We start from the raw sequence: 18,005 nt of genomic DNA on the forward strand, positions 1-18,005 counted from the left end.
AGCTATGGAGCATAACGAATCATCACAGGGCGATTTCGAATCGACCCTGAAAAAACACGCAGTCGAACTGGTCGAGAGCCTTGAAAAAGGCAAGTTCGGCGACGCGGTGCAACTGATCCATGAGCTCAATCAGACCCGTGACCGCGGCCTGTATCAGGAAGTGGGCAAGCTCACACGTGAACTGCACAGTGCGATCGTCAATTTCCAGATCGATCCGCACATGCCGCAGGCTGAGGAAGTGTCGCAAATCACCGACGCCACCGAACGCCTGGGCTATGTGGTCAAGCTGACGGAAGCCGCGGCCAACCGCACCATGGATCTGGTGGAAAGCGCCACGCCGGTGGTCAACAGTCTCGCTGATGAAGCGCAGACCTTGAGCGCCGATTGGGGCCGCTTCATGCGTCGCGAGGTCGGGGCTGAAGAGTTCCGCGAACTGGCGCGCCGGGTCGACGGTTTTCTGTCACGCAGCAGCACGGACAACCGTGCGGTGTCGAGCAACCTCAACGACATTCTGCTGGCTCAGGATTACCAGGACCTCACCGGTCAGGTGATCAAGCGCGTGACCCAACTGGTCACCGAAGTCGAAAGCAATCTGCTCAAACTCGTGCTCATGGCCAGTCAGGTCGACCGCTTTGCGGGCATCGAACATGACCGCGCCGCAATGCTTGCTGAAAAAGATCCACAAAAACATCTCTCGCAGGGTGAAGGTCCGCAGATTCATGCCGATAAACGAGAAGACGTTGTGTCCGGTCAGGACGATGTGGACGATTTGTTATCCAGCCTTGGATTCTAGAGTTTCGGAATTCGGGTTTTTGGGTTTTTAGACCTGTAGGAGCACCCCATTAATGAGCTTCGGCGCCGATGAAGAGATCCTTCAGGATTTCCTGGTTGAGGCCGGCGAGATTCTTGAGCAACTGTCCGAACAACTGGTCGAGCTGGAAAGCCGCCCGGATGATGCAGATCTGCTCAATGCAATTTTTCGCGGTTTCCACACTGTAAAAGGGGCGCCGGCTTCCTTCAGCTCAATGAGCTGGTGGAGTGCTGTCACATCGCCGAAAACGTGTTCGACATCCTGCGCAAGGGTGAGCGTCGCGTTGATGCAGAACTGATGGACGTGGTGCTCGAAGCACTGGACGCGGTGAACAGCATGTTCAGCGAAGTCCGTGAACGTGCACCGATCACCGCCGCGACGCCGGAACTGCTGGCCGCGCTGGCGCGTCTGGCCGAGCCGCAATCGGCGGATGAAGCCGTGGCCGCACCGGTAGAAGTGGTGGAAGAGCCGGTCGCCGAAAGCGCATCGGACGACATTACCGATAACGAATTCGAACAACTGCTGGACTCGCTGAATGCCGTCAAGGCTCAGGCCGAGGCCCCGGCCGCTGTTGTTGCTCCGGCGCAGGTTGCCGACACGGCCGCCAGCGATGAAATCACCGACGCCGAATTTGAATCGCTGCTCGATCAACTGCACGGCAAAGGCCAGTTCGCTGTCGATGCGGTCGCTCCGGCGCCAGCAGCAGCGGCTCCGGCCGCACCTGCTGCGGGCGACAGCTCGGACATCACCGACGACGAATTCGAAGCCTTGCTCGATCAGTTGCACGGCAAGGGCAACTTCGCCGTTGACGCGCTGGAATCGGCCATCGCTTCGGCGCCGGCAGCCCCTGCTGCACCGGCAGCCGCTGCGGCCGGCAGCGACCTGATCAGCGATCACGAATTCGAATCGCTGCTCGACGAATTGCACGGCAAAGGCAAGTTTGACGCCAGCGCTGCGACTGCCGGCTCTGCCTCGAGCGTCGCCACGCCAGCGGCGAAAGCTCCGGCTGCCGCTGCTGCGCCGAAACCTGCGGCCAAGCCTGAGCCGAAAGCCGAGGCGTCGAAACCGGCCGCCGCTGCTGCACCGGCTGCGGCTCGCGCTCCTGCGACACCGCCCGCGGAAAAACCGGCCAGCGAAGCGGAAACCACCGTACGCGTCGACACCGCGCGGCTCGACGAGATCATGAACATGGTCGGCGAGCTGGTGCTGGTGCGTAACCGTCTGGTGCGCCTGGGCCTCAACAGCGGCGACGAAGCCATGTCCAAGGCCGTGTCGAACCTCGACGTGGTCACCGCTGACCTGCAGACCGCCGTGATGAAGACGCGGATGCAGCCGATCAAGAAGGTCTTCGGGCGCTTCCCGCGTCTGGTTCGCGACCTTGCACGTCAGCTCAAGAAAGAGATCAACCTGGAACTGGTGGGTGAAGAAACCGACCTCGACAAAAACCTTGTCGAGGCTCTGGCCGACCCGCTGGTCCACTTGGTGCGCAACGCCGTCGACCACGGCATCGAGTCGCCGGAAGAACGCGAAGCGTCGGGCAAGGCCCGTGGCGGTCGCGTGGTGCTGGCGGCCGAGCAGGAAGGCGACCATATCCTGCTGTCGATCTCCGACGACGGCAAAGGCATGGACCCGAACGTGCTGCGCGCCATTGCGGTAAAACGCGGCGTGATGGACAAGGACGCGGCCGATCGCCTGAGCGATACCGAGTGCTACAACCTGATTTTCGCCCCGGGTTTCTCGACCAAGACCGAGATCTCCGACGTGTCCGGCCGTGGTGTCGGCATGGACGTGGTGAAGACCAAGATTTCCCAGCTCAACGGTTCGATCAACATCTATTCGACCAAGGGCCAGGGTTCGAAGATCGTCATCAAGGTGCCGTTGACCCTCGCGATCATGCCGACGCTGATGGTCATGCTCGGCAATCAGGCGTTCGCGTTCCCGCTGGTCAACGTCAACGAAATCTTCCACCTCGACCTGTCGACCACCAACGTCGTCGACGGTCAGGAAGTGGTGATCGTGCGCGACAAGGCGCTGCCATTGTTCTACCTCAAGCGCTGGCTGGTCAGCTCCGCCGCTCACGAAGAGCAGCGCGAAGGCCATGTAGTGATTCTTTCGGTGGGCACTCAGCGGATCGGCTTCGTCGTCGATCAACTGGTCGGCCAGGAAGAAGTGGTCATCAAGCCATTGGGCAAAATGCTTCAGGGAACTCCAGGCATGTCTGGCGCCACCATCACCGGTGACGGCCGCATTGCGCTGATTCTCGATGTTCCAAGCATGCTCAAGCGTTACGCCACGAAGCGTATTTGAATCCGGGGCGGCGGCGCGATGACGCGCTGCTGCACCTAATGGAGTGTTTATGGCAGTCAAAGTCCTGGTGGTGGACGATTCGGGGTTTTTCCGCCGCCGCGTCTCGGAAATTCTTTCGTCGGATCCGAGCATCCAGGTGGTCGGCACGGCCACCAACGGTAAAGAGGCGATCGATCAGGCCATGGCCCTCAAGCCTGACGTGATCACCATGGACTACGAGATGCCGATGATGGACGGCATCACGGCGGTGCGGCACATCATGCAGCGCTGCCCGACCCCGGTGTTGATGTTCTCCTCGCTGACTCACGAAGGCGCACGGGTAACCCTCGATGCGCTGGACGCCGGTGCGGTGGATTTCCTGCCGAAGAATTTCGAAGACATCTCGCGCAACCCCGAGAAGGTCAAGCAACTGCTGTGCGAGAAAGTCCATAGCATCTCGCGCAGTAACCGTCGTTTCAGTGCCTACAGCGCGCCGGCTCCCGCCGCTGCGCCAGCGCCGACGCCTGCTCCGGCAGCGTCGAGCTACGGCAGCCACACGAGCCACAGCAGCGCTGTCCCGGCACGTCCGGCGCCAGCGCCTGCCCGTGCCTCCGCTGCCAGCGCTTCGTCGCCAGCACCGAAACGCAAAGCCTACAAACTGGTGGCCATCGGCACATCGACTGGCGGCCCGGTTGCGCTGCAACGTGTACTGACGCAATTGCCGGCGAACTTCCCGGCGCCGATTGTGCTGATCCAGCACATGCCGGCGGCGTTCACCAAAGCGTTTGCCGAACGTCTCGACAAGCTCTGCCGCATCAGCGTCAAGGAAGCCGAGGATGGCGACATCCTGCGTCCGGGCCTGGCGCTGCTGGCACCGGGTGGCAAGCAGATGATGATCGACGGCCGTGGCGCGGTGAAGATCCTGCCGGGCGACGAACGTCTGAATTACAAGCCGTGCGTGGACATCACGTTCGGTTCGGCGGCGAAATCCTACGGCGACAAAGTTCTGGCAGTCGTGCTGACCGGCATGGGCGCCGACGGCCGCGAGGGCGCGCGTCTGCTCAAGCAGGGCGGCAGTTCGGTGTGGGCGCAGGACGAAGCAAGCTGCGTGATCTACGGCATGCCGATGGCCATCGTCAAAGCCGATCTGGCTGACGCTGTGTACGGTCTGGACGACATCGGCAAGCACATCGTCGAGGCGTGTATCTGATGGATGTTCTCAGCCTTATCGGCCTCATCATGGCGTTCGTCGCCATCATCGGCGGCAACTACCTTGAAGGCGGTCACCTCGGCGCACTGGCCAACGGCCCGGCGGCGCTGATCGTGCTGGGCGGCACGGTCGGTGCCGCGCTGCTGCAATCGCCGATGAGCGCGTTCAAGCGCGCCATGCAGATTCTCGCGTGGATCTTCTTTCCGCCGCGTGTCGACCTCGCCGGTGGCATCGACCGCGTGGTCAATTGGAGCCTGACGGCGCGCAAGGAAGGCCTGCTCGGCCTCGAAGGCGTGGCCGACGCCGAACCCGACAGCTATTCGCGCAAGGGCCTGCAACTGCTGGTCGACGGCGCCGAGCCGGAAGCCATTCGCAGCATTCTCGAAGTGGATTTCTACACTCAGGAATCCCGCGATATCGAAGCGGCCAAGGTCTTTGAAAGCATGGGCGGCTACGCGCCGACCATTGGCATCATCGGTGCGGTGATGGGCCTGATTCACGTCATGGGCAACCTCGCCGATCCGTCGCAACTGGGTAACGGCATTGCCGTGGCGTTCGTCGCGACCATCTATGGCGTGGCCAGTGCCAACCTGATCCTTTTACCGGTCGCGGCCAAGCTCAAGTCCATCGCGTTGCGGCAGTCGCGTTATCGCGAAATGTTGCTGGAAGGAATTCTGTCGATCGCCGAAGGTGAAAACCCTCGTTCCATTGAGTTGAAGCTGCAAGGCTTCATGGACTAAGGGAATAACCTCATGGCTCGTCGTCGCCACCAGGAAGAACACGTCAATCACGAGCGCTGGCTCGTGTCCTACGCGGATTTCATCACTTTGCTGTTCGCGTTTTTCGTGGTGATGTACTCGATCTCGTCGATCAACGAAGGCAAATACAAAGTCATTTCCGAAGCGCTGATCGGCGTGTTTACCGACTCCGATCGCTCGCTAAAACCGATTCCGATCGGCGACGAACGACCGAAAACCGTGACCCCGGCCAAGCCGCTGGTCAAGGATGCCGAGCAGGTCGACGCCGGTATATCCGGGGCCAGCGATCCGCTGAAAAGCATCGCCGATGACATCAGCGCCGCGTTCGGTGACTTGATCAGCTCCAACCAGATGACCGTGCGCGGCAACGAGTTGTGGGTCGAGATCGAGCTCAATTCCAGCCTGTTGTTTGGCAGCGGCGACGCCATGCCGAGCGACATCGCGTTCAACATCATCGACAAGGTCGCGGCGATCCTCAAACCGTTCGACAACCCGATCCACGTCGAAGGCTTCACCGACGATCAACCGATCCGCACCGCGCAGTACCCGACCAACTGGGAACTGTCCTCGGCGCGTTCGGCGAGCATCGTGCGCATGCTCGCCATGCAGGGTGTGAACCCTGGGCGACTGGCATCGGTAGGCTACGGCGAATTCCAGCCAGTGGCCAACAATGCCACGGTCGAAGGCCGGGCGAAGAACCGTCGTGTGGTGCTGGTGGTGTCGCGCAATCTCGATGTGCGCCGCAGCCTCACCGGCACCGGAACCGCCAATGCGCAACCGGATGCGGCGTTGAAGCGCGCTGGCACACAAACTGCACCGACCCCGGTCAAGACGCCGGGACGCGAGAGTGCCGTCAATTCTCCGTCGCCCGCATTAACACGCTGAAGCATGTCTCGGCCATTCAACCTGGCCGGGAGGAACGAACTGAATGAGAGTCTGGGCAGTCGCCAATCAAAAGGGTGGTGTCGGTAAAACCACATCTTCCATCGCTCTAGCCGGGTTGCTGGCCGAGGCGGGCAAGCGCGTGGTTGTGGTCGATCTCGATCCGCACGGCTCGATGACCAGCTATTTCGGTTACGACCCCGACAGCCTGGAACACAGCAACTACGACCTGTTTCTGCACAAGGGCAGCGTGCCGCAAGGCCTGCCGGGGCAGTTGCTGTTGTCGACCAGCGACGAACGCATTTCCCTGCTGCCATCGAGCACTGCACTGGCCACCCTTGAGCGCCAGTCGCCGGGGCAGAGTGGCCTGGGTCTGGTGATCGCCAAGAGTCTGGCGCAACTGTGGCAGGACTTCGATTACGCGATCATCGACAGCCCGCCGTTGCTCGGTGTGCTGATGGTCAACGCCCTTGCGGCGAGCCAGCAATTGGTGATCCCGGTGCAGACCGAGCACTTGGCCGTGAAAGGTCTGGAGCGCATGGTTAACACCCTGGCGATGATCAATCGTTCGCGCAAACAGCCGTTGCCGTTCAGCATCGTGCCGACTTTGTTTGACCGCCGCACGCAGGCGTCGATGGGCACCTTGCGCGTGCTGCGTGACAAATTTCCCGACGACATCTGGCACGGCTACATCCCGGTCGATACTCGTCTGCGCGACGCCAGCCGGGCGGGCGTCACGCCTTCGCAATTCGACGGCAAGAGCCGTGGCGTGCTGGCCTACCGCGCGCTGCTCAAGCACCTGCTCGCGCAGCAACTTGTTCCGCAGGTGGCCTGAGATGATTTCGATCTGCTTGCCCGAACCCTGTGGGAGCGAGCCTGCTTGCGAAGCAGACAACGCGGTTTCCCTGTCAGGCGCTGATCACCGATGAACCGCCCAGTGAAACTCACGTCACGTCCGCAACAGGCCTTGCAGTCCTATCTGGAAGACCTGCTGCTCGACTTGCCCGAGGACTTGCCTGCGCCGGTCGAAGCGCTACCGCCAGTCGTCGAACAGGCGCAGCCTGAAGTGGTGGAAAGCACCGAGGCCATGGACGAGTTCCAGGCCGCGGTGCTGGAAGAGCAGGCCCGTGACGCGCAGAAATCCGTCGCTCCGATTGCCGCGCCTGCTGCTGCCCCCGTGGCCAAAGCACCGGTGGCGCTGATCGACGAACCGCGCGCGCCACTGTCGACACTGGCGCCGCTGCTGCAAACACAATTATTGACCGTGCCGGAACCCGAACCGGAGCCAGAACCCGCGCCGCAGATTGCTGAGCCGCAGGTGCTGGTCCCGCCGCTGGTGGAAGTGCACCTGCCGCCGAACAACCCGCCGCCACCGGTCGAACCCGATGGCCGTCCGGCCTGGGCTGCCGAAGCCTTCGAATGCTTGCTGTTCGATGTCGCCGGGCTGACCCTGGCGGTGCCGCTGGTGTGCCTCGGCTCGATCTATTCGCTGGCCGGCCACGAGCTGACGCCGCTGTTTGGCCAGCCGGAGTGGTTCCTCGGCATTCTGCCGAGCCAGGCCGGCAATCTGAAAGTCTTGGACACCGCGCGTTGGGTCATGCCGGATCGTTACCGCGATGACTTCCGGCAGGGCCTGCAATATGTGATTTCGGTACAAGGTTACGAGTGGGGGCTGGCGGTGCATCAGGTCAGCCGCTCGTTGCGCCTGGACCCGAATGAAATCAAATGGAGAAGTCACCGGGGTCAGCGGCCATGGCTCGCCGGCACCGTGATCGAGCACATGTGTGCATTGCTTGACGTATCCGCACTGGCCGAGTTGATCGCCAGCGGCGGGGCAAAGCACTTGAGCGGCAACAAGCCGCTACATAAACCGACATAGCAGCCGACATAACAATCAGGCGATGGCATTTTTCAACGCCACCACACAGAACACACACCGCCCAGGGCGGTTTTTTCGAGGGTCAGGGTATGAGTAGTCAGGCGTCGAATGCAAAAGGTTCTGAAGATCCGATCCTGCAATGGGTGACCTTCAAACTGGATAACGAAACCTACGGCATCAACGTGATGCGCGTGCAGGAAGTGCTGCGCTACACCGAGATCGCCCCGGTACCGGGTGCACCGAGCTACGTGCTGGGCATCATCAACCTGCGCGGTAACGTGGTCACCGTGATCGACACCCGTCAGCGCTTCGGCCTGCACAGCGGCGAGATCAGCGACAACACCCGTATCGTCATCATCGAAGCCGACAAGCAAGTCGTCGGCATCATGGTCGACAGCGTTGCCGAAGTGGTTTACCTGCGTCAGTCGGAAATCGAAACCGCACCGAACGTCGGTAACGAAGAATCGGCCAAGTTCATTCAGGGCGTGTGCAACAAGAACAACGAGCTGCTGATTCTGGTCGAGCTGGACAAGATGATGAGCGAAGAAGAATGGTCGGAACTGGAGAGCATCTGATTTGATTCTCGAGGTTGCGGTAATTGTTCTGTTCCTGTTCTGGGCCGGCACGCTGGCGATGTTCGTCTCGTACATCAAGGCGCAGCGAGTAATCGCTGCACAGCAGGCCCAGGGTGATGCGCTGCGTGATCAGCGCATCAAGGAGCTGGCCAAACGCGTCGACGACTACCAGAACGGCAACGTGCGCATGGGCGAAGCCCTGCACGAGTTGCGCGCGGTGGTGAGCCCGTTGCCGGACAAGATCGTTGCACTGGAACAACGCGACCCGTCTAGCCTGTCATTCGCCCAGGCGGCGAAACTTGTAGGCATGGGCGCCAGCGTCGATGAACTGACTCAGTCGTGCGGCTTGACCCAGGCTGAGGCGGAGTTGATGCGCAAGTTGCACAAGGGCAGCTAGAAGCTTCAAGCTTTCAGCGGCAAGCAAGATCAAAAGCGCTATTCGCGAGCAGGCTCGCTCCCACATTTGATCACGGTCGAATGTGGGAGCGAGCCTGCTCGCGAAGGCGTCTTTGAAACCTCAATAGTCATCCCCGCGTGCGGTGATGTCCTTCTCGACCATCGGCGCGTTCGGGTCCTGTCCCTCGGGGAATTTGCCCTTCAGATTCCACGCAAACGCGATGATCTCGGCGATGGTGCGATAGAGCTCTTCGGGGATGCTGTCGCCCAGTTCCATCCGCGCGAGCAGGCGCACCAGTTCGGCGTTTTCGTAGATCGGCACTTCGTAATCGCGTGCGATGCGCAGGATTTCTTCGGCCAGTTCATCGTCGCCCTTGGCGGTGAGGGTCGGGGCGTGGTTGCCGTCGTATTTGAGGGCAATAGCCTGGCGAGGGGCAGTGGAATCGTTCATGCGGTTTCGTCGACCCAGCGGTGTTCGAGGCGGGTTTGGTTGCCTTGCGGCGGCGTGCCGTGGTGGCAGTCGAGGTCGCCGACGTTGAGCCCGGAATCGAGCAAACGCTGACGTAATGCGATCAGATTGTTTTCAATCAGATCAGCCGTGTACGGCCGCTCGGCCCACAGCTGGCTGGACAAGCTGCCGGCGATCAGTTGCGCCTGAATTTGCATGGGCCCGAGCGGTTCCAGATCGAAGGCCAGATCGACGCGCCACAGTTGCTGTTTGGCTTCGCGCTCATCGCGGCGTTCGTGCGGCTGCGGTTCGCGCTCCGGCGCTTCTTCACGCTGGAATTTGACCTGCAACGGCACGATGTCCTGCAGGTTGCGCATGGGGATTTCCAGCTGCCAGGTGCTGAGCAGGCGGCCATCGTCGGTGACGCCGGTCTGTTCCAGACTCGATAATTGATGGCTCTGCAGACGCGACACTGCGGCGGCGGCAAGACGCAGCAGCTGTTCGAGATCGCCTTCGCCTTCAAGATTCGCCAGCAGCCGTTCAGGTAGCGGGAAGCTGCTCGGCACCGGTTTGGCACTGACCTGGCCGAGGGTGCCGAGGGCGTTCCGGACGAAACTCGGCAAGGCTTGTGCCAGCGTGTTGGCGGCGATGATCGCGTTGAAATTGGTGTTGCTCGGCAGTCCCGGCGTCAGTTGTGCGATCAGCTTGAGCAGGTCTGCCTTCATGTCCGGGGCGAGGCTCGGGTTTTGTCCGCCGAGCAATTTTGCCTCGAGGAACGCGCCGCTATTCGCCAAGGCCAGCGCCACGCCTTTGGCTGTGCTCATTTGCTGCACGTCCGGCAGGCTCGCGAGTAGCTTGTCGACCACTGCGCGCAGATCGGCCGAGGTCTGATCGGTGGCGGGCGGCAGGTTTTGCAGCACTTTCAGCAAACCATCCAGCGAGCCTTGGCGACTTTGCTGGCCAAGCAATTGCTGACTGACCGCCAGTTGCTCCTGACGGCTGCTCAACGGCACGAACTTGAGGGTTTGCGCATCCTGCACCTGCGCCGACAACAAGGTGCCGATGCGCAGCGGTTGCGGGCTGTCGACGGTCAACGTGCTGCCGCTCAATGCGGTGTTGAGCAGGGTGACCATCGAGCGAAATACCGCCGCTTGCCCCGGCGTCTGCGGCAGGGCTTGCGAGGTCACGACTTTGCCTTGCAGCAGGGTGCCGGCGGGCAATTGCGCGGTATCGATGCGGGTCAGGGTAGCGACGCTGCTGGCGATTGCTTGCTGTACGGTGATCGCCAGATTGCCGGCCGACGGCTGAGTGATCGCCAGATTGGTGCCCTGTGCCAACGGTAGATTGCTGCTGGCCTGCACGGTGGTCTGACGGCCGCTGTCGAGGGTGACTTTCAACAGCAATTCAAAGGTCTGATCGGCCTGCTTGAGCGACAACACCTCGGCCTTGGCGCTTTGCCCGGCACCGATCAAACCCTCGACCGGCGTCAGCAGCTTGAGCAGCTCACCCATTTGCGGGCGAGCGCTCGCCGGCACGGTCGGAGGAAGCGGGAGGATGTTCATTTCGCCTGTCATACGCGGACACAACCTGAGGAAATTGCACTCTTGAGAGTAAGGCACGGCATGTATAATGCCGCGCGTCGTGCGCTTCGTTCAAAAAACCTGGCAATTGTTTGATCCAGCTCGTCAGATCGAGCGATCAAAGCATCTATGCTGCCTCTCTTTAACGGCCGTTCCAGAGCCGACTTGAACCGTATAAGGCCCGTGATCCCTTGACCAGTCCTGTCCTGCAAACCATTGCCCTGGCGTGTGAACGCGATCTGCGGCTGCTTTTCGAAAACCTCGAATTGCGCCTGGCCAGTGGCGACATGGTGCAGATCAGCGGCCCCAACGGCAGCGGCAAGACCAGTCTTTTACGTCTGCTCGCCGGTTTGATGCAACCCACCGATGGCCAGGTACTGCTCAATGGTCAACCACTGACCGAGCAACGCGGCGAACTGGCGCGCAATCTGTTGTGGATCGGCCACGCCCCGGGATCAAGGATCTGCTCACGCCCGAAGAAAACCTGTCGTGGCTCTGCGCCCTGCATCATCCCGCCGAACGCGAGGCGATCTGGCAGGCGCTGGCAGCAGTAGGATTGCGCGGTTTCGAAGACGTTCCCTGCCATAGTCTTTCCGCCGGCCAGCAGCGCCGTGTGGCGCTGGCGCGGTTGTATCTGGACAGCCCGCCGTTGTGGATTCTCGACGAACCTTTCACCGCGCTGGACAAGCAGGGCGTTGCGCAACTGGAAGAGCATCTGGCCGGCCACTGCGAACGCGGCGGTCTGGTGGTGCTGACCACGCACCACACGCTGAGCCGCATGCCGGCCGGTTACCGCGATATCGACCTGGGGAAGTGGGCAGCATGAGTGTCTTCGGCCTGCTGCTTGCCCGTGAATCCCGACTGCTGTTTCGCCGCCCGGCGGAGCTGGCCAATCCGCTGATTTTCTTCGCCATCGTCATTGCCCTTTTCCCGCTGGCCGTCGGCCCGGAAACTCAAGTCTTGCAAAACCTGTCCCCGGGGTTAGTCTGGGTGGCGGCGTTGTTGTCGGTCCTGCTGTCGCTGGACGGATTGTTTCGCAGTGACTTTGAAGACGGCTCGCTGGAACAGTGGGTCCTTTCGTCGCATCCGCTGCCGCTTCTGGTCCTGGCCAAGGTGCTGGCACACTGGCTGTTCTCCGGTCTGGCACTGGTGTTGCTGTCGCCGTTGCTGGCGTTGATGCTCGGTTTGCCGGCTGCGTGTCTGCCGGTGCTGCTGCTGTCGTTGCTGCTCGGCACGCCAGTGTTGAGCCTGCTCGGTGCAGTCGGCGCGGCGCTGACGGTCGGTCTGAAGCGCGGCGGCCTGTTGCTGGCGCTGCTGATTCTGCCGTTGTACATCCCGGTGTTGATCCTTGGCAGTGGCGCGTTGCAAGCGGCGTTGCAGGGCATGCCGGCGACCGGATACCTGTTGTGGATGGCCAGCCTCACAGCACTGGCGATCACCCTGACACCCTTTGCAACAGCCGCTGGCCTGAAGATCAGCGTCGGCGAATAATAATGAGGCCTGGTCAAAAATTGACCACTTCTATCAGAAGAAAGGCATGACCCTCTGCCAGCTCGCGATGATGAGCGGCAACCGTGATGGAAACAGTATGAACTGGACCTGGTTTCACAAGCTCGGCTCGCCCAAGTGGTTCTATGGCATCAGCGGCAAGTTCCTGCCGTGGTTGAGCATCGCAGCGTTGCTGCTGATCGGCATTGGTGTGGTCTGGGGCCTGGCGTTCGCGCCGCCCGATTACCAGCAAGGCAACAGCTTCCGCATCATCTACATTCATGTGCCGGCGGCGATGCTCGCCCAGTCAATCTACGTGATGCTCGCGGTGTGCGGCGTGGTCGGGCTGGTGTGGAAGATGAAACTCGCCGACGTGGCTCTGCAATGCGCCGCACCGATCGGTGCGTGGATGACCGCCGTGGCGCTGGTCACCGGGGCCATCTGGGGCAAACCGACCTGGGGCTCGTGGTGGGTTTGGGATGCACGCCTGACTTCGATGCTGATTCTGCTGTTTCTGTATTTCGGCGTGATCGCGCTGGGCAATGCCATCAGCAATCGTGACAGTGCCGCCAAGGCCTGCGCGGTGCTGGCCATTGTTGGCGTGATCAACATTCCGATCATCAAATACTCGGTGGAGTGGTGGAACACCCTGCACCAGGGCGCGACGTTCACACTTACGGAAAAACCGGCAATGCCGGCGGAGATGTGGCTGCCGCTGCTGCTGACAGTGCTGGGTTTCTACTGCTTTTTCGGCGCTGTGCTGTTGCTGCGCATGCGCCTTGAAGTGCTCAAGCGTGAAGCCCGCGCCAGTTGGGTGAAAGCCGAAGTGCAGCAGAATCTGGAGGCGGCGCGATGAGTTTTGCTTCATTCGGCGATTTTCTCGCCATGGGCCATCACGGCCTGTATGTCTGGTCGGCCTATGGCATCTGCCTGGCGGTGCTGGCCCTCAACGTAGTGGCGCCGATTGCGGCGCGCAAGCGTTATCTGCAACAAGAGGCGCGTCGTCTGCGCCGGGAGAACGGCCAGTGAATGCGCTGCGCAAAAACGTCTGATCATCATTCTGGCGATTTTGGTCGGAGTGGGCGCTGCTGTTGGCCTGGCCCTGAGCGCGTTGCAGGAAAACATCAATTTGTTTTACACGCCGACGCAGATCGCCAACGGCGAAGCGCCGCAGGACACACGCATCCGCGCCGGCGGCATGGTCGAGGCGGGTTCGCTGCAGCGCTCCAAGGACTCGCTGGACGTCAAATTCGTCGTCACCGATTTCAACAAATCCGTGACCATCGCCTATCGCGGCATCCTCCCGGATCTGTTCCGCGAAGGGCAGGGCATCGTCGCCCTCGGCAAGCTCAATGCCGATGGCGTGGTGGTCGCTGATGAAGTGCTGGCCAAGCACGACGAGAAGTACATGCCGCCGGAAGTGACCAAAGCGCTGAAAGACAGCGGTCAATCCGCGCCGACGCCTGTGAAGGAGGGTTGATCGATGGCTGCCGCACTGTTTATTCCTGAGCTGGGCCATCTGGCGATGATCCTTGCGCTGTGTTTTGCACTGGTTCAAGCGGTGGTGCCGATGCTCGGCGCATGGCGCGGCGACCGCTTGTGGATGAGCCTGGCGCAGCCGGCGGCGTGGGGCCAGTTTGCCTTTCTGCTGTTTGCTTTTGGCTGCCTGACCTACGCGTTCATGACTGATGATTTCTCGGTCGGCTACGTGGCGATGAACTCCAACAGCGCGCTGCCGTGGTACTACAAATTCAGCGCGGTGTGGGGTGCTCACGAAGGTTCGCTGCTGCTGTGGGCGTTGATCCTCGGCGGCTGGACTTTCGCTGTGTCGGTGTTCTCCCGGCAGTTGCCGCAAGTCATGCTCGCTCGGGTCCTGGCGGTGATGGGCATGATCAGCACCGGTTTCCTGCTGTTCCTGATTCTTACCTCGAACCCGTTCTCGCGGATCCTGCCGCAGATTCCCGCTGATGGTCGCGACCTCAACCCGTTGCTGCAGGACATCGGCCTGATCGTGCATCCGCCGATGCTGTACATGGGTTATGTGGGTTTCTCCGTGGCGTTCGCATTTGCCATCGCTGCGCTGCTCGGCGGTCGTCTCGATGCGGCGTGGGCGCGCTGGTCGCGGCCGTGGACCATCGTCGCCTGGGCGTTTCTCGGCATCGGCATCACCCTCGGTTCGTGGTGGGCGTATTACGAACTCGGCTGGGGCGGCTGGTGGTTCTGGGACCCGGTGGAAAACGCCTCGTTCATGCCGTGGCTGGTCGGCACCGCGCTGATTCACTCGCTGGCGGTCACCGAGAAACGTGGCGTGTTCAAGAGCTGGACGGTGTTGCTGGCGATCGCCGCGTTCTCGTTGAGCCTGCTCGGCACCTTCCTCGTACGCTCGGGCGTGCTGACGTCGGTGCACGCGTTTGCCTCGGACCCCGAGCGCGGAGTGTTCATTCTGATTTTCCTGCTGTTTGTGGTGGGCGGTTCGCTGACGCTGTTCGCACTGCGCGCGCCGGTGGTGAAAAGTCAGGTCGGTTTCAATCTGTGGTCGCGTGAAACCTTGCTGCTGGGCAACAACCTGGTGCTGGTCGTCGCTGCATCGATGATCCTGCTTGGCACCTTGTATCCGCTGATTCTTGATGCCATCAGCGGCGCCAAACTGTCGGTCGGCCCGCCATACTTCAATGCGTTGTTCATTCCATTGATGGCGTTGCTGATGCTGGTCATGGCGGTCGGCGTGATCGTGCGCTGGAAGGACACGCCAGTGAAATGGCTGGCGAGCATGCTCACTCCGGTGCTGCTTGGCAGCGTCGCATTGGCCGTGGTGGCCGGCGTGGCTTACGGCGATTTCAACTGGGCGGTGATCGCGACGTTCCTGCTGGCGGCATGGGTGTTGCTCGCTGGCGTGCGCGATCTGTTCGACAAGACCCGGCACAAAGGCCTGATCAAAGGTTTGCCGACGCTGACCCGCAGTTATTGGGGCATGCAGATCGCCCACCTCGGCATCGCCGTGTGCGCGCTGGGCGTGGTGTTGTCGAGCCAGAACAGTGCCGAACGCGACCTGCGTCTGGCACCGGGCGAGTCGATGGATCTGGCCGGTTATCAGTTCGTCTTCGAAGGCGCCAAGCATTTCGAGGGACCGAACTTTACCTCGGACAAAGGCACCATCCGCGTCATTCGTGACGGCAAGGAAATCAGCGTGCTGCACCCGGAAAAACGTCTGTACACCGTGCAGAACTCGGTGATGACTGAAGCCGGCATCGATGCCGGTTTCACCCGCGATCTCTACGTCGCCCTCGGCGAGCCGCTGGATAACGGCGCCTGGGCCGTGCGCGTACACGTCAAACCGTTTGTGCGCTGGATCTGGTTCGGCGGCTTGCTCACCGGATTGGGTGGTTTGCTGGCGGCGCTGGATCGGCGTTATCGGGTCAAGGTGAAAAGCAAAGTGCGCGAAGCGCTGGGCATGACGGGAGCGGCGGCATGAGGCGTTGGTTGATGTCGTTGCCGCTGGCGATATTTCTGCTGGTGGCGGTGTTTCTTTATCGAGGGCTGTATCTGGATCCGGCGGAGCTGCCGTCGGCGATGATCGACAAGCCGTTCCCGGAGTTTTCCCTGCCGAGTGTGCAGGGTGACAAGACGCTGACCAAGGCCGACATTCTCGGCAAACCGGCGCTGGTCAATGTCTGGGGAACCTGGTGCATCTCCTGCCGGGTCGAGCACCCGGTGCTGAACAAACTCGCCGAGCGCGGCGTGGTGATCTACGGCATCAACTACAAGGACACCAATGCCGATGCCTTGAAATGGCTGGCCGAGTTCCACAATCCGTACGCGCTGGATATCCGTGATGACGAAGGGTCGCTGGGCCTCAATCTCGGGGTCTACGGCGCGCCGGAAACCTTCTTCATCGACGCCAAAGGCATCATCCGCGACAAGTTCGTCGGGGTGATCGACGAGCAGGTCTGGCGCGAAAAACTCGCGGCCAAGTATCAGGCGCTGGTCGATGAGGCCAAGCCATGAAGCGTTTTCTCGCAGCGGTGGTGCTGGGTTTGAGCCTGGCCGGTGTCGCCCATGCGGCCATCGACACCTACGAATTTGCCAACGAGGGCGACCGCGAGCGTTTCCGCGAACTGACCAAGGAACTGCGCTGCCCCAAATGCCAGAACCAGGACATTGCCGACTCCAATGCACCCATCGCCGCCGACCTGCGCAAGGAGATTTTCCGCATGCTCGGCGAGGGCAAGGACAATCAGCAGATCATCGACTTCATGGTCGATCGCTACGGTGATTTCGTCCGCTACAAACCGGCGCTCAATGCCAAAACCGCGCTGCTGTGGTTCGGCCCGGCCGGGCTGCTGCTCGGTGGTTTCGTGGTGATCGCGCTGATCGTGCGCAGGCGTCGCGGGCAACGCGCCGAAACGCCGTCATCGCTGTCTGCCGAAGAACGTCAGCGCCTCGACCAACTGTTGGATAAAAACCAAGAATGATTGATTTCTGGCTCGCCGCAGGGCTGTTGCTTCTGGTCGCCCTGAGTTTTCTGCTGATCCCGGTGCTGCGCGAACGCCGTGCCCAGCGGGAAGAAGATCGTACCGCGTTGAACGTCGCGCTGTATCAGGAACGGGTGGCCGAGCTGCAAGCGCAGCAGGCCGAGGGCGTGCTCGACGCCGCGCAACTGGACAGCGGCCGCGCGGAAGCTGCGCGTGAACTGCTCGCCGACACCGAAGGCGCCGCCGCGCCGCGTGTCTCGCGCCTGGGCAAGCCGTTGCCGCTGCTGGCCGCCGTGCTGGTACCGGTGCTGGGTCTCGGTCTGTACCTGCATTTCGGCGCCGCCGACAAGGTCGAACTGACCCGCGAATTCGCTCAGGCACCGCAGTCGATGGATGAGATGACCCAGCGTCTGGAGCGTGCGGTCGCCGCACAGCCGGATTCCGCTGAAGGTCTGTATTTCCTCGGCCGTACCTACATGGCTCAGGACCGCCCGGCAGACGCGGCTAAGATGTTCGAACGCGCCGCCAACCTCGCTGGTCGCCAGCCGGAGCTGCTCGGCCAATGGGCGCAGGCGCAGTATTTTGCTGACGGTAAAAAGTGGTCGGAGAAGATTCAGAAACTGACCGACGAAGCGCTGAAGGCTGATCCGAAAGAAGTCACCAGCCTCGGTCTGCTCGGCATCGCCGCGTTCGAAGGCGAGCGTTATCAGGAGGCCATCGACTACTGGAATCGCCTGCTCGCGCAACTGCCGCCGGATGACAACTCTCGCGTTGCGCTGCAAGGCGGCATCGAGCGTGCCGCCGAACGCCTGAAAGCCGGCGGCGGCAAAGTTGCCCAGGCAGCGGCGCCGAAAGCTGCGTTGCTGACAGTCAGCGTAGATCTGGCCAGCGAACTCAAAGGCAAGGTGCAGCCGGGCGACAGCGTGTTCATCTTCGCCCGCGCCACTTCAGGCCCACCCGCGCCGCTGGCGGCCAAACGCCTGACCGTCGCCGACCTGCCGGTGACCGTCGAACTGGGCGACGCCGACGCGATGATGCCGCAGTTGAAACTGTCCAACTTCCCTGAAGTCCAACTGGTTGCGCGCATCTCACGGGCCGGTCAACCGACTGCCGGTGAGTGGATCGGTCGCAGCGGCCCATTGGCCAGCAGCACCACCGCGCCACAAAAACTGACCATCGACAGCCCGGATAAATAACCGGACCCAACAGGAAAGCACCGC

18 protein-coding genes and 2 pseudogenes are annotated in these 18,005 nt (G+C 61.6%); 18 read left to right on the plus strand and 2 right to left on the minus strand.

The genetic code is table 11. The features are described 5' to 3' along the window. Positions 1-4: 4 nt before the first annotated feature. From LJU32_12355 to LJU32_12395, 9 genes and pseudogenes are all read left to right on the plus strand, one after another. Positions 5-793, plus strand: coding sequence for a protein phosphatase CheZ (locus LJU32_12355; protein WKV90820.1), 789 nt, complete (start codon positions 5-7; stop codon positions 791-793). 52 nt (positions 794-845) lie between these two features. After that, a pseudogene (locus LJU32_12360) lies at positions 846-3,118 on the plus strand (chemotaxis protein CheA). A gap of 49 nt (positions 3,119-3,167) precedes the next feature. After that, positions 3,168-4,307 (plus strand): chemotaxis response regulator protein-glutamate methylesterase, encoded by a 1,140-nt coding sequence (locus tag LJU32_12365; GenBank protein WKV90821.1) that lies wholly within the window; start codon positions 3,168-3,170, stop codon positions 4,305-4,307. Continuing rightward, the gene (locus LJU32_12370; GenBank protein WKV90822.1) at positions 4,307-5,047 is read left to right on the plus strand and encodes a flagellar motor protein; all 741 of its coding nucleotides are present in this window, start codon (positions 4,307-4,309) and stop codon (positions 5,045-5,047) included. The genes LJU32_12365 and LJU32_12370 overlap by 1 nt, the downstream gene beginning before the upstream one ends. 12 nt (positions 5,048-5,059) lie before the next feature. Further along, positions 5,060-5,950, plus strand: coding sequence for a flagellar motor protein MotD (gene motD, locus LJU32_12375; protein ID WKV90823.1), 891 nt, complete (start codon positions 5,060-5,062; stop codon positions 5,948-5,950). Positions 5,951-5,993: 43 nt separating this feature from the next. After that, positions 5,994-6,782 (plus strand): ParA family protein, encoded by a 789-nt coding sequence (locus LJU32_12380; GenBank protein WKV90824.1) that lies wholly within the window; start codon positions 5,994-5,996, stop codon positions 6,780-6,782. A gap of 90 nt (positions 6,783-6,872) precedes the next feature. Next, a complete protein-coding gene (locus LJU32_12385; protein WKV90825.1) occupies positions 6,873-7,826 on the plus strand; it encodes a chemotaxis protein CheW in 954 nt (317 codons plus the stop codon). An 89-nt stretch (positions 7,827-7,915) separates the two neighbouring features. Next, positions 7,916-8,401: a chemotaxis protein CheW gene (locus LJU32_12390; protein ID WKV90826.1), complete on the plus strand. Its 486-nt coding sequence runs from the start codon at positions 7,916-7,918 to the stop codon at positions 8,399-8,401. Position 8,402: 1 nt separating this feature from the next. Beyond that, on the plus strand, positions 8,403-8,798 hold the full coding sequence (locus LJU32_12395) for a DUF2802 domain-containing protein (protein WKV90827.1): 396 nt from the start codon (positions 8,403-8,405) through the stop codon (positions 8,796-8,798). Positions 8,799-8,918: 120 nt separating this feature from the next. Here LJU32_12395 and LJU32_12400 read toward each other — a convergent pair whose 3' ends face one another. Together LJU32_12400 and LJU32_12405 are read right to left on the minus strand one after the other, a co-directional pair. Beyond that, on the minus strand, positions 8,919-9,248 hold the full coding sequence (locus LJU32_12400) for an EscU/YscU/HrcU family type III secretion system export apparatus switch protein (protein ID WKV90828.1): 330 nt from the start codon (positions 9,246-9,248) through the stop codon (positions 8,919-8,921). After that, positions 9,245-10,819 (minus strand): flagellar hook-length control protein FliK, encoded by a 1,575-nt coding sequence (locus LJU32_12405; protein ID WKV90829.1) that lies wholly within the window; start codon positions 10,817-10,819, stop codon positions 9,245-9,247. The genes LJU32_12400 and LJU32_12405 overlap by 4 nt, the downstream gene beginning before the upstream one ends. 197 nt (positions 10,820-11,016) lie before the next feature. Here LJU32_12405 and ccmA point away from each other — a divergent pair. The 9 genes and pseudogenes from ccmA to ccmI all read left to right on the plus strand — a co-directional run bounded on the left by ccmA (position 11,017) and on the right by ccmI (position 17,981). Next, positions 11,017-11,651, plus strand: a pseudogene (ccmA, locus tag LJU32_12410) (cytochrome c biogenesis heme-transporting ATPase CcmA). Beyond that, on the plus strand, positions 11,648-12,316 hold the full coding sequence (ccmB, locus tag LJU32_12415; protein WKV90830.1) for a heme exporter protein CcmB: 669 nt from the start codon (positions 11,648-11,650) through the stop codon (positions 12,314-12,316). Before ccmA ends, ccmB begins: the two are co-directional and overlap by 4 nt. Before the next feature lie 97 nt (positions 12,317-12,413). Further along, positions 12,414-13,169 (plus strand): heme ABC transporter permease, encoded by a 756-nt coding sequence (locus LJU32_12420; GenBank protein WKV90831.1) that lies wholly within the window; start codon positions 12,414-12,416, stop codon positions 13,167-13,169. Next, positions 13,166-13,342 (plus strand): heme exporter protein CcmD, encoded by a 177-nt coding sequence (ccmD, locus tag LJU32_12425; protein WKV90832.1) that lies wholly within the window; start codon positions 13,166-13,168, stop codon positions 13,340-13,342. The genes LJU32_12420 and ccmD overlap by 4 nt, the downstream gene beginning before the upstream one ends. Continuing rightward, entirely contained in the window at positions 13,296-13,793 is a 498-nt protein-coding gene (gene ccmE, locus LJU32_12430) for a cytochrome c maturation protein CcmE (GenBank protein WKV91086.1), read from the plus strand. Before ccmD ends, ccmE begins: the two co-directional genes overlap by 47 nt. Before the next feature lie 3 nt (positions 13,794-13,796). Beyond that, entirely contained in the window at positions 13,797-15,785 is a 1,989-nt protein-coding gene (locus LJU32_12435; protein WKV90833.1) for a heme lyase CcmF/NrfE family subunit, read from the plus strand. After that, positions 15,782-16,318, plus strand: a complete 537-nt coding sequence (locus LJU32_12440) for a DsbE family thiol:disulfide interchange protein (GenBank protein ID WKV90834.1) — start codon at positions 15,782-15,784, stop codon at positions 16,316-16,318. Before LJU32_12435 ends, LJU32_12440 begins: the two co-directional genes overlap by 4 nt. After that, on the plus strand, positions 16,315-16,785 hold the full coding sequence (locus LJU32_12445) for a cytochrome c-type biogenesis protein CcmH (protein ID WKV90835.1): 471 nt from the start codon (positions 16,315-16,317) through the stop codon (positions 16,783-16,785). Before LJU32_12440 ends, LJU32_12445 begins: the two co-directional genes overlap by 4 nt. Beyond that, on the plus strand, positions 16,782-17,981 hold the full coding sequence (ccmI, locus tag LJU32_12450) for a c-type cytochrome biogenesis protein CcmI (GenBank protein WKV90836.1): 1,200 nt from the start codon (positions 16,782-16,784) through the stop codon (positions 17,979-17,981). The genes LJU32_12445 and ccmI overlap by 4 nt, the downstream gene beginning before the upstream one ends. Positions 17,982-18,005 lie beyond the last annotated feature (24 nt).

Origin of the sequence: Pseudomonas sp. B21_DOA (assembly GCA_030544685.1) — a bacterium.
Taxonomy (GTDB): domain Bacteria; phylum Pseudomonadota; class Gammaproteobacteria; order Pseudomonadales; family Pseudomonadaceae; genus Aquipseudomonas; species Aquipseudomonas fluorescens_AO.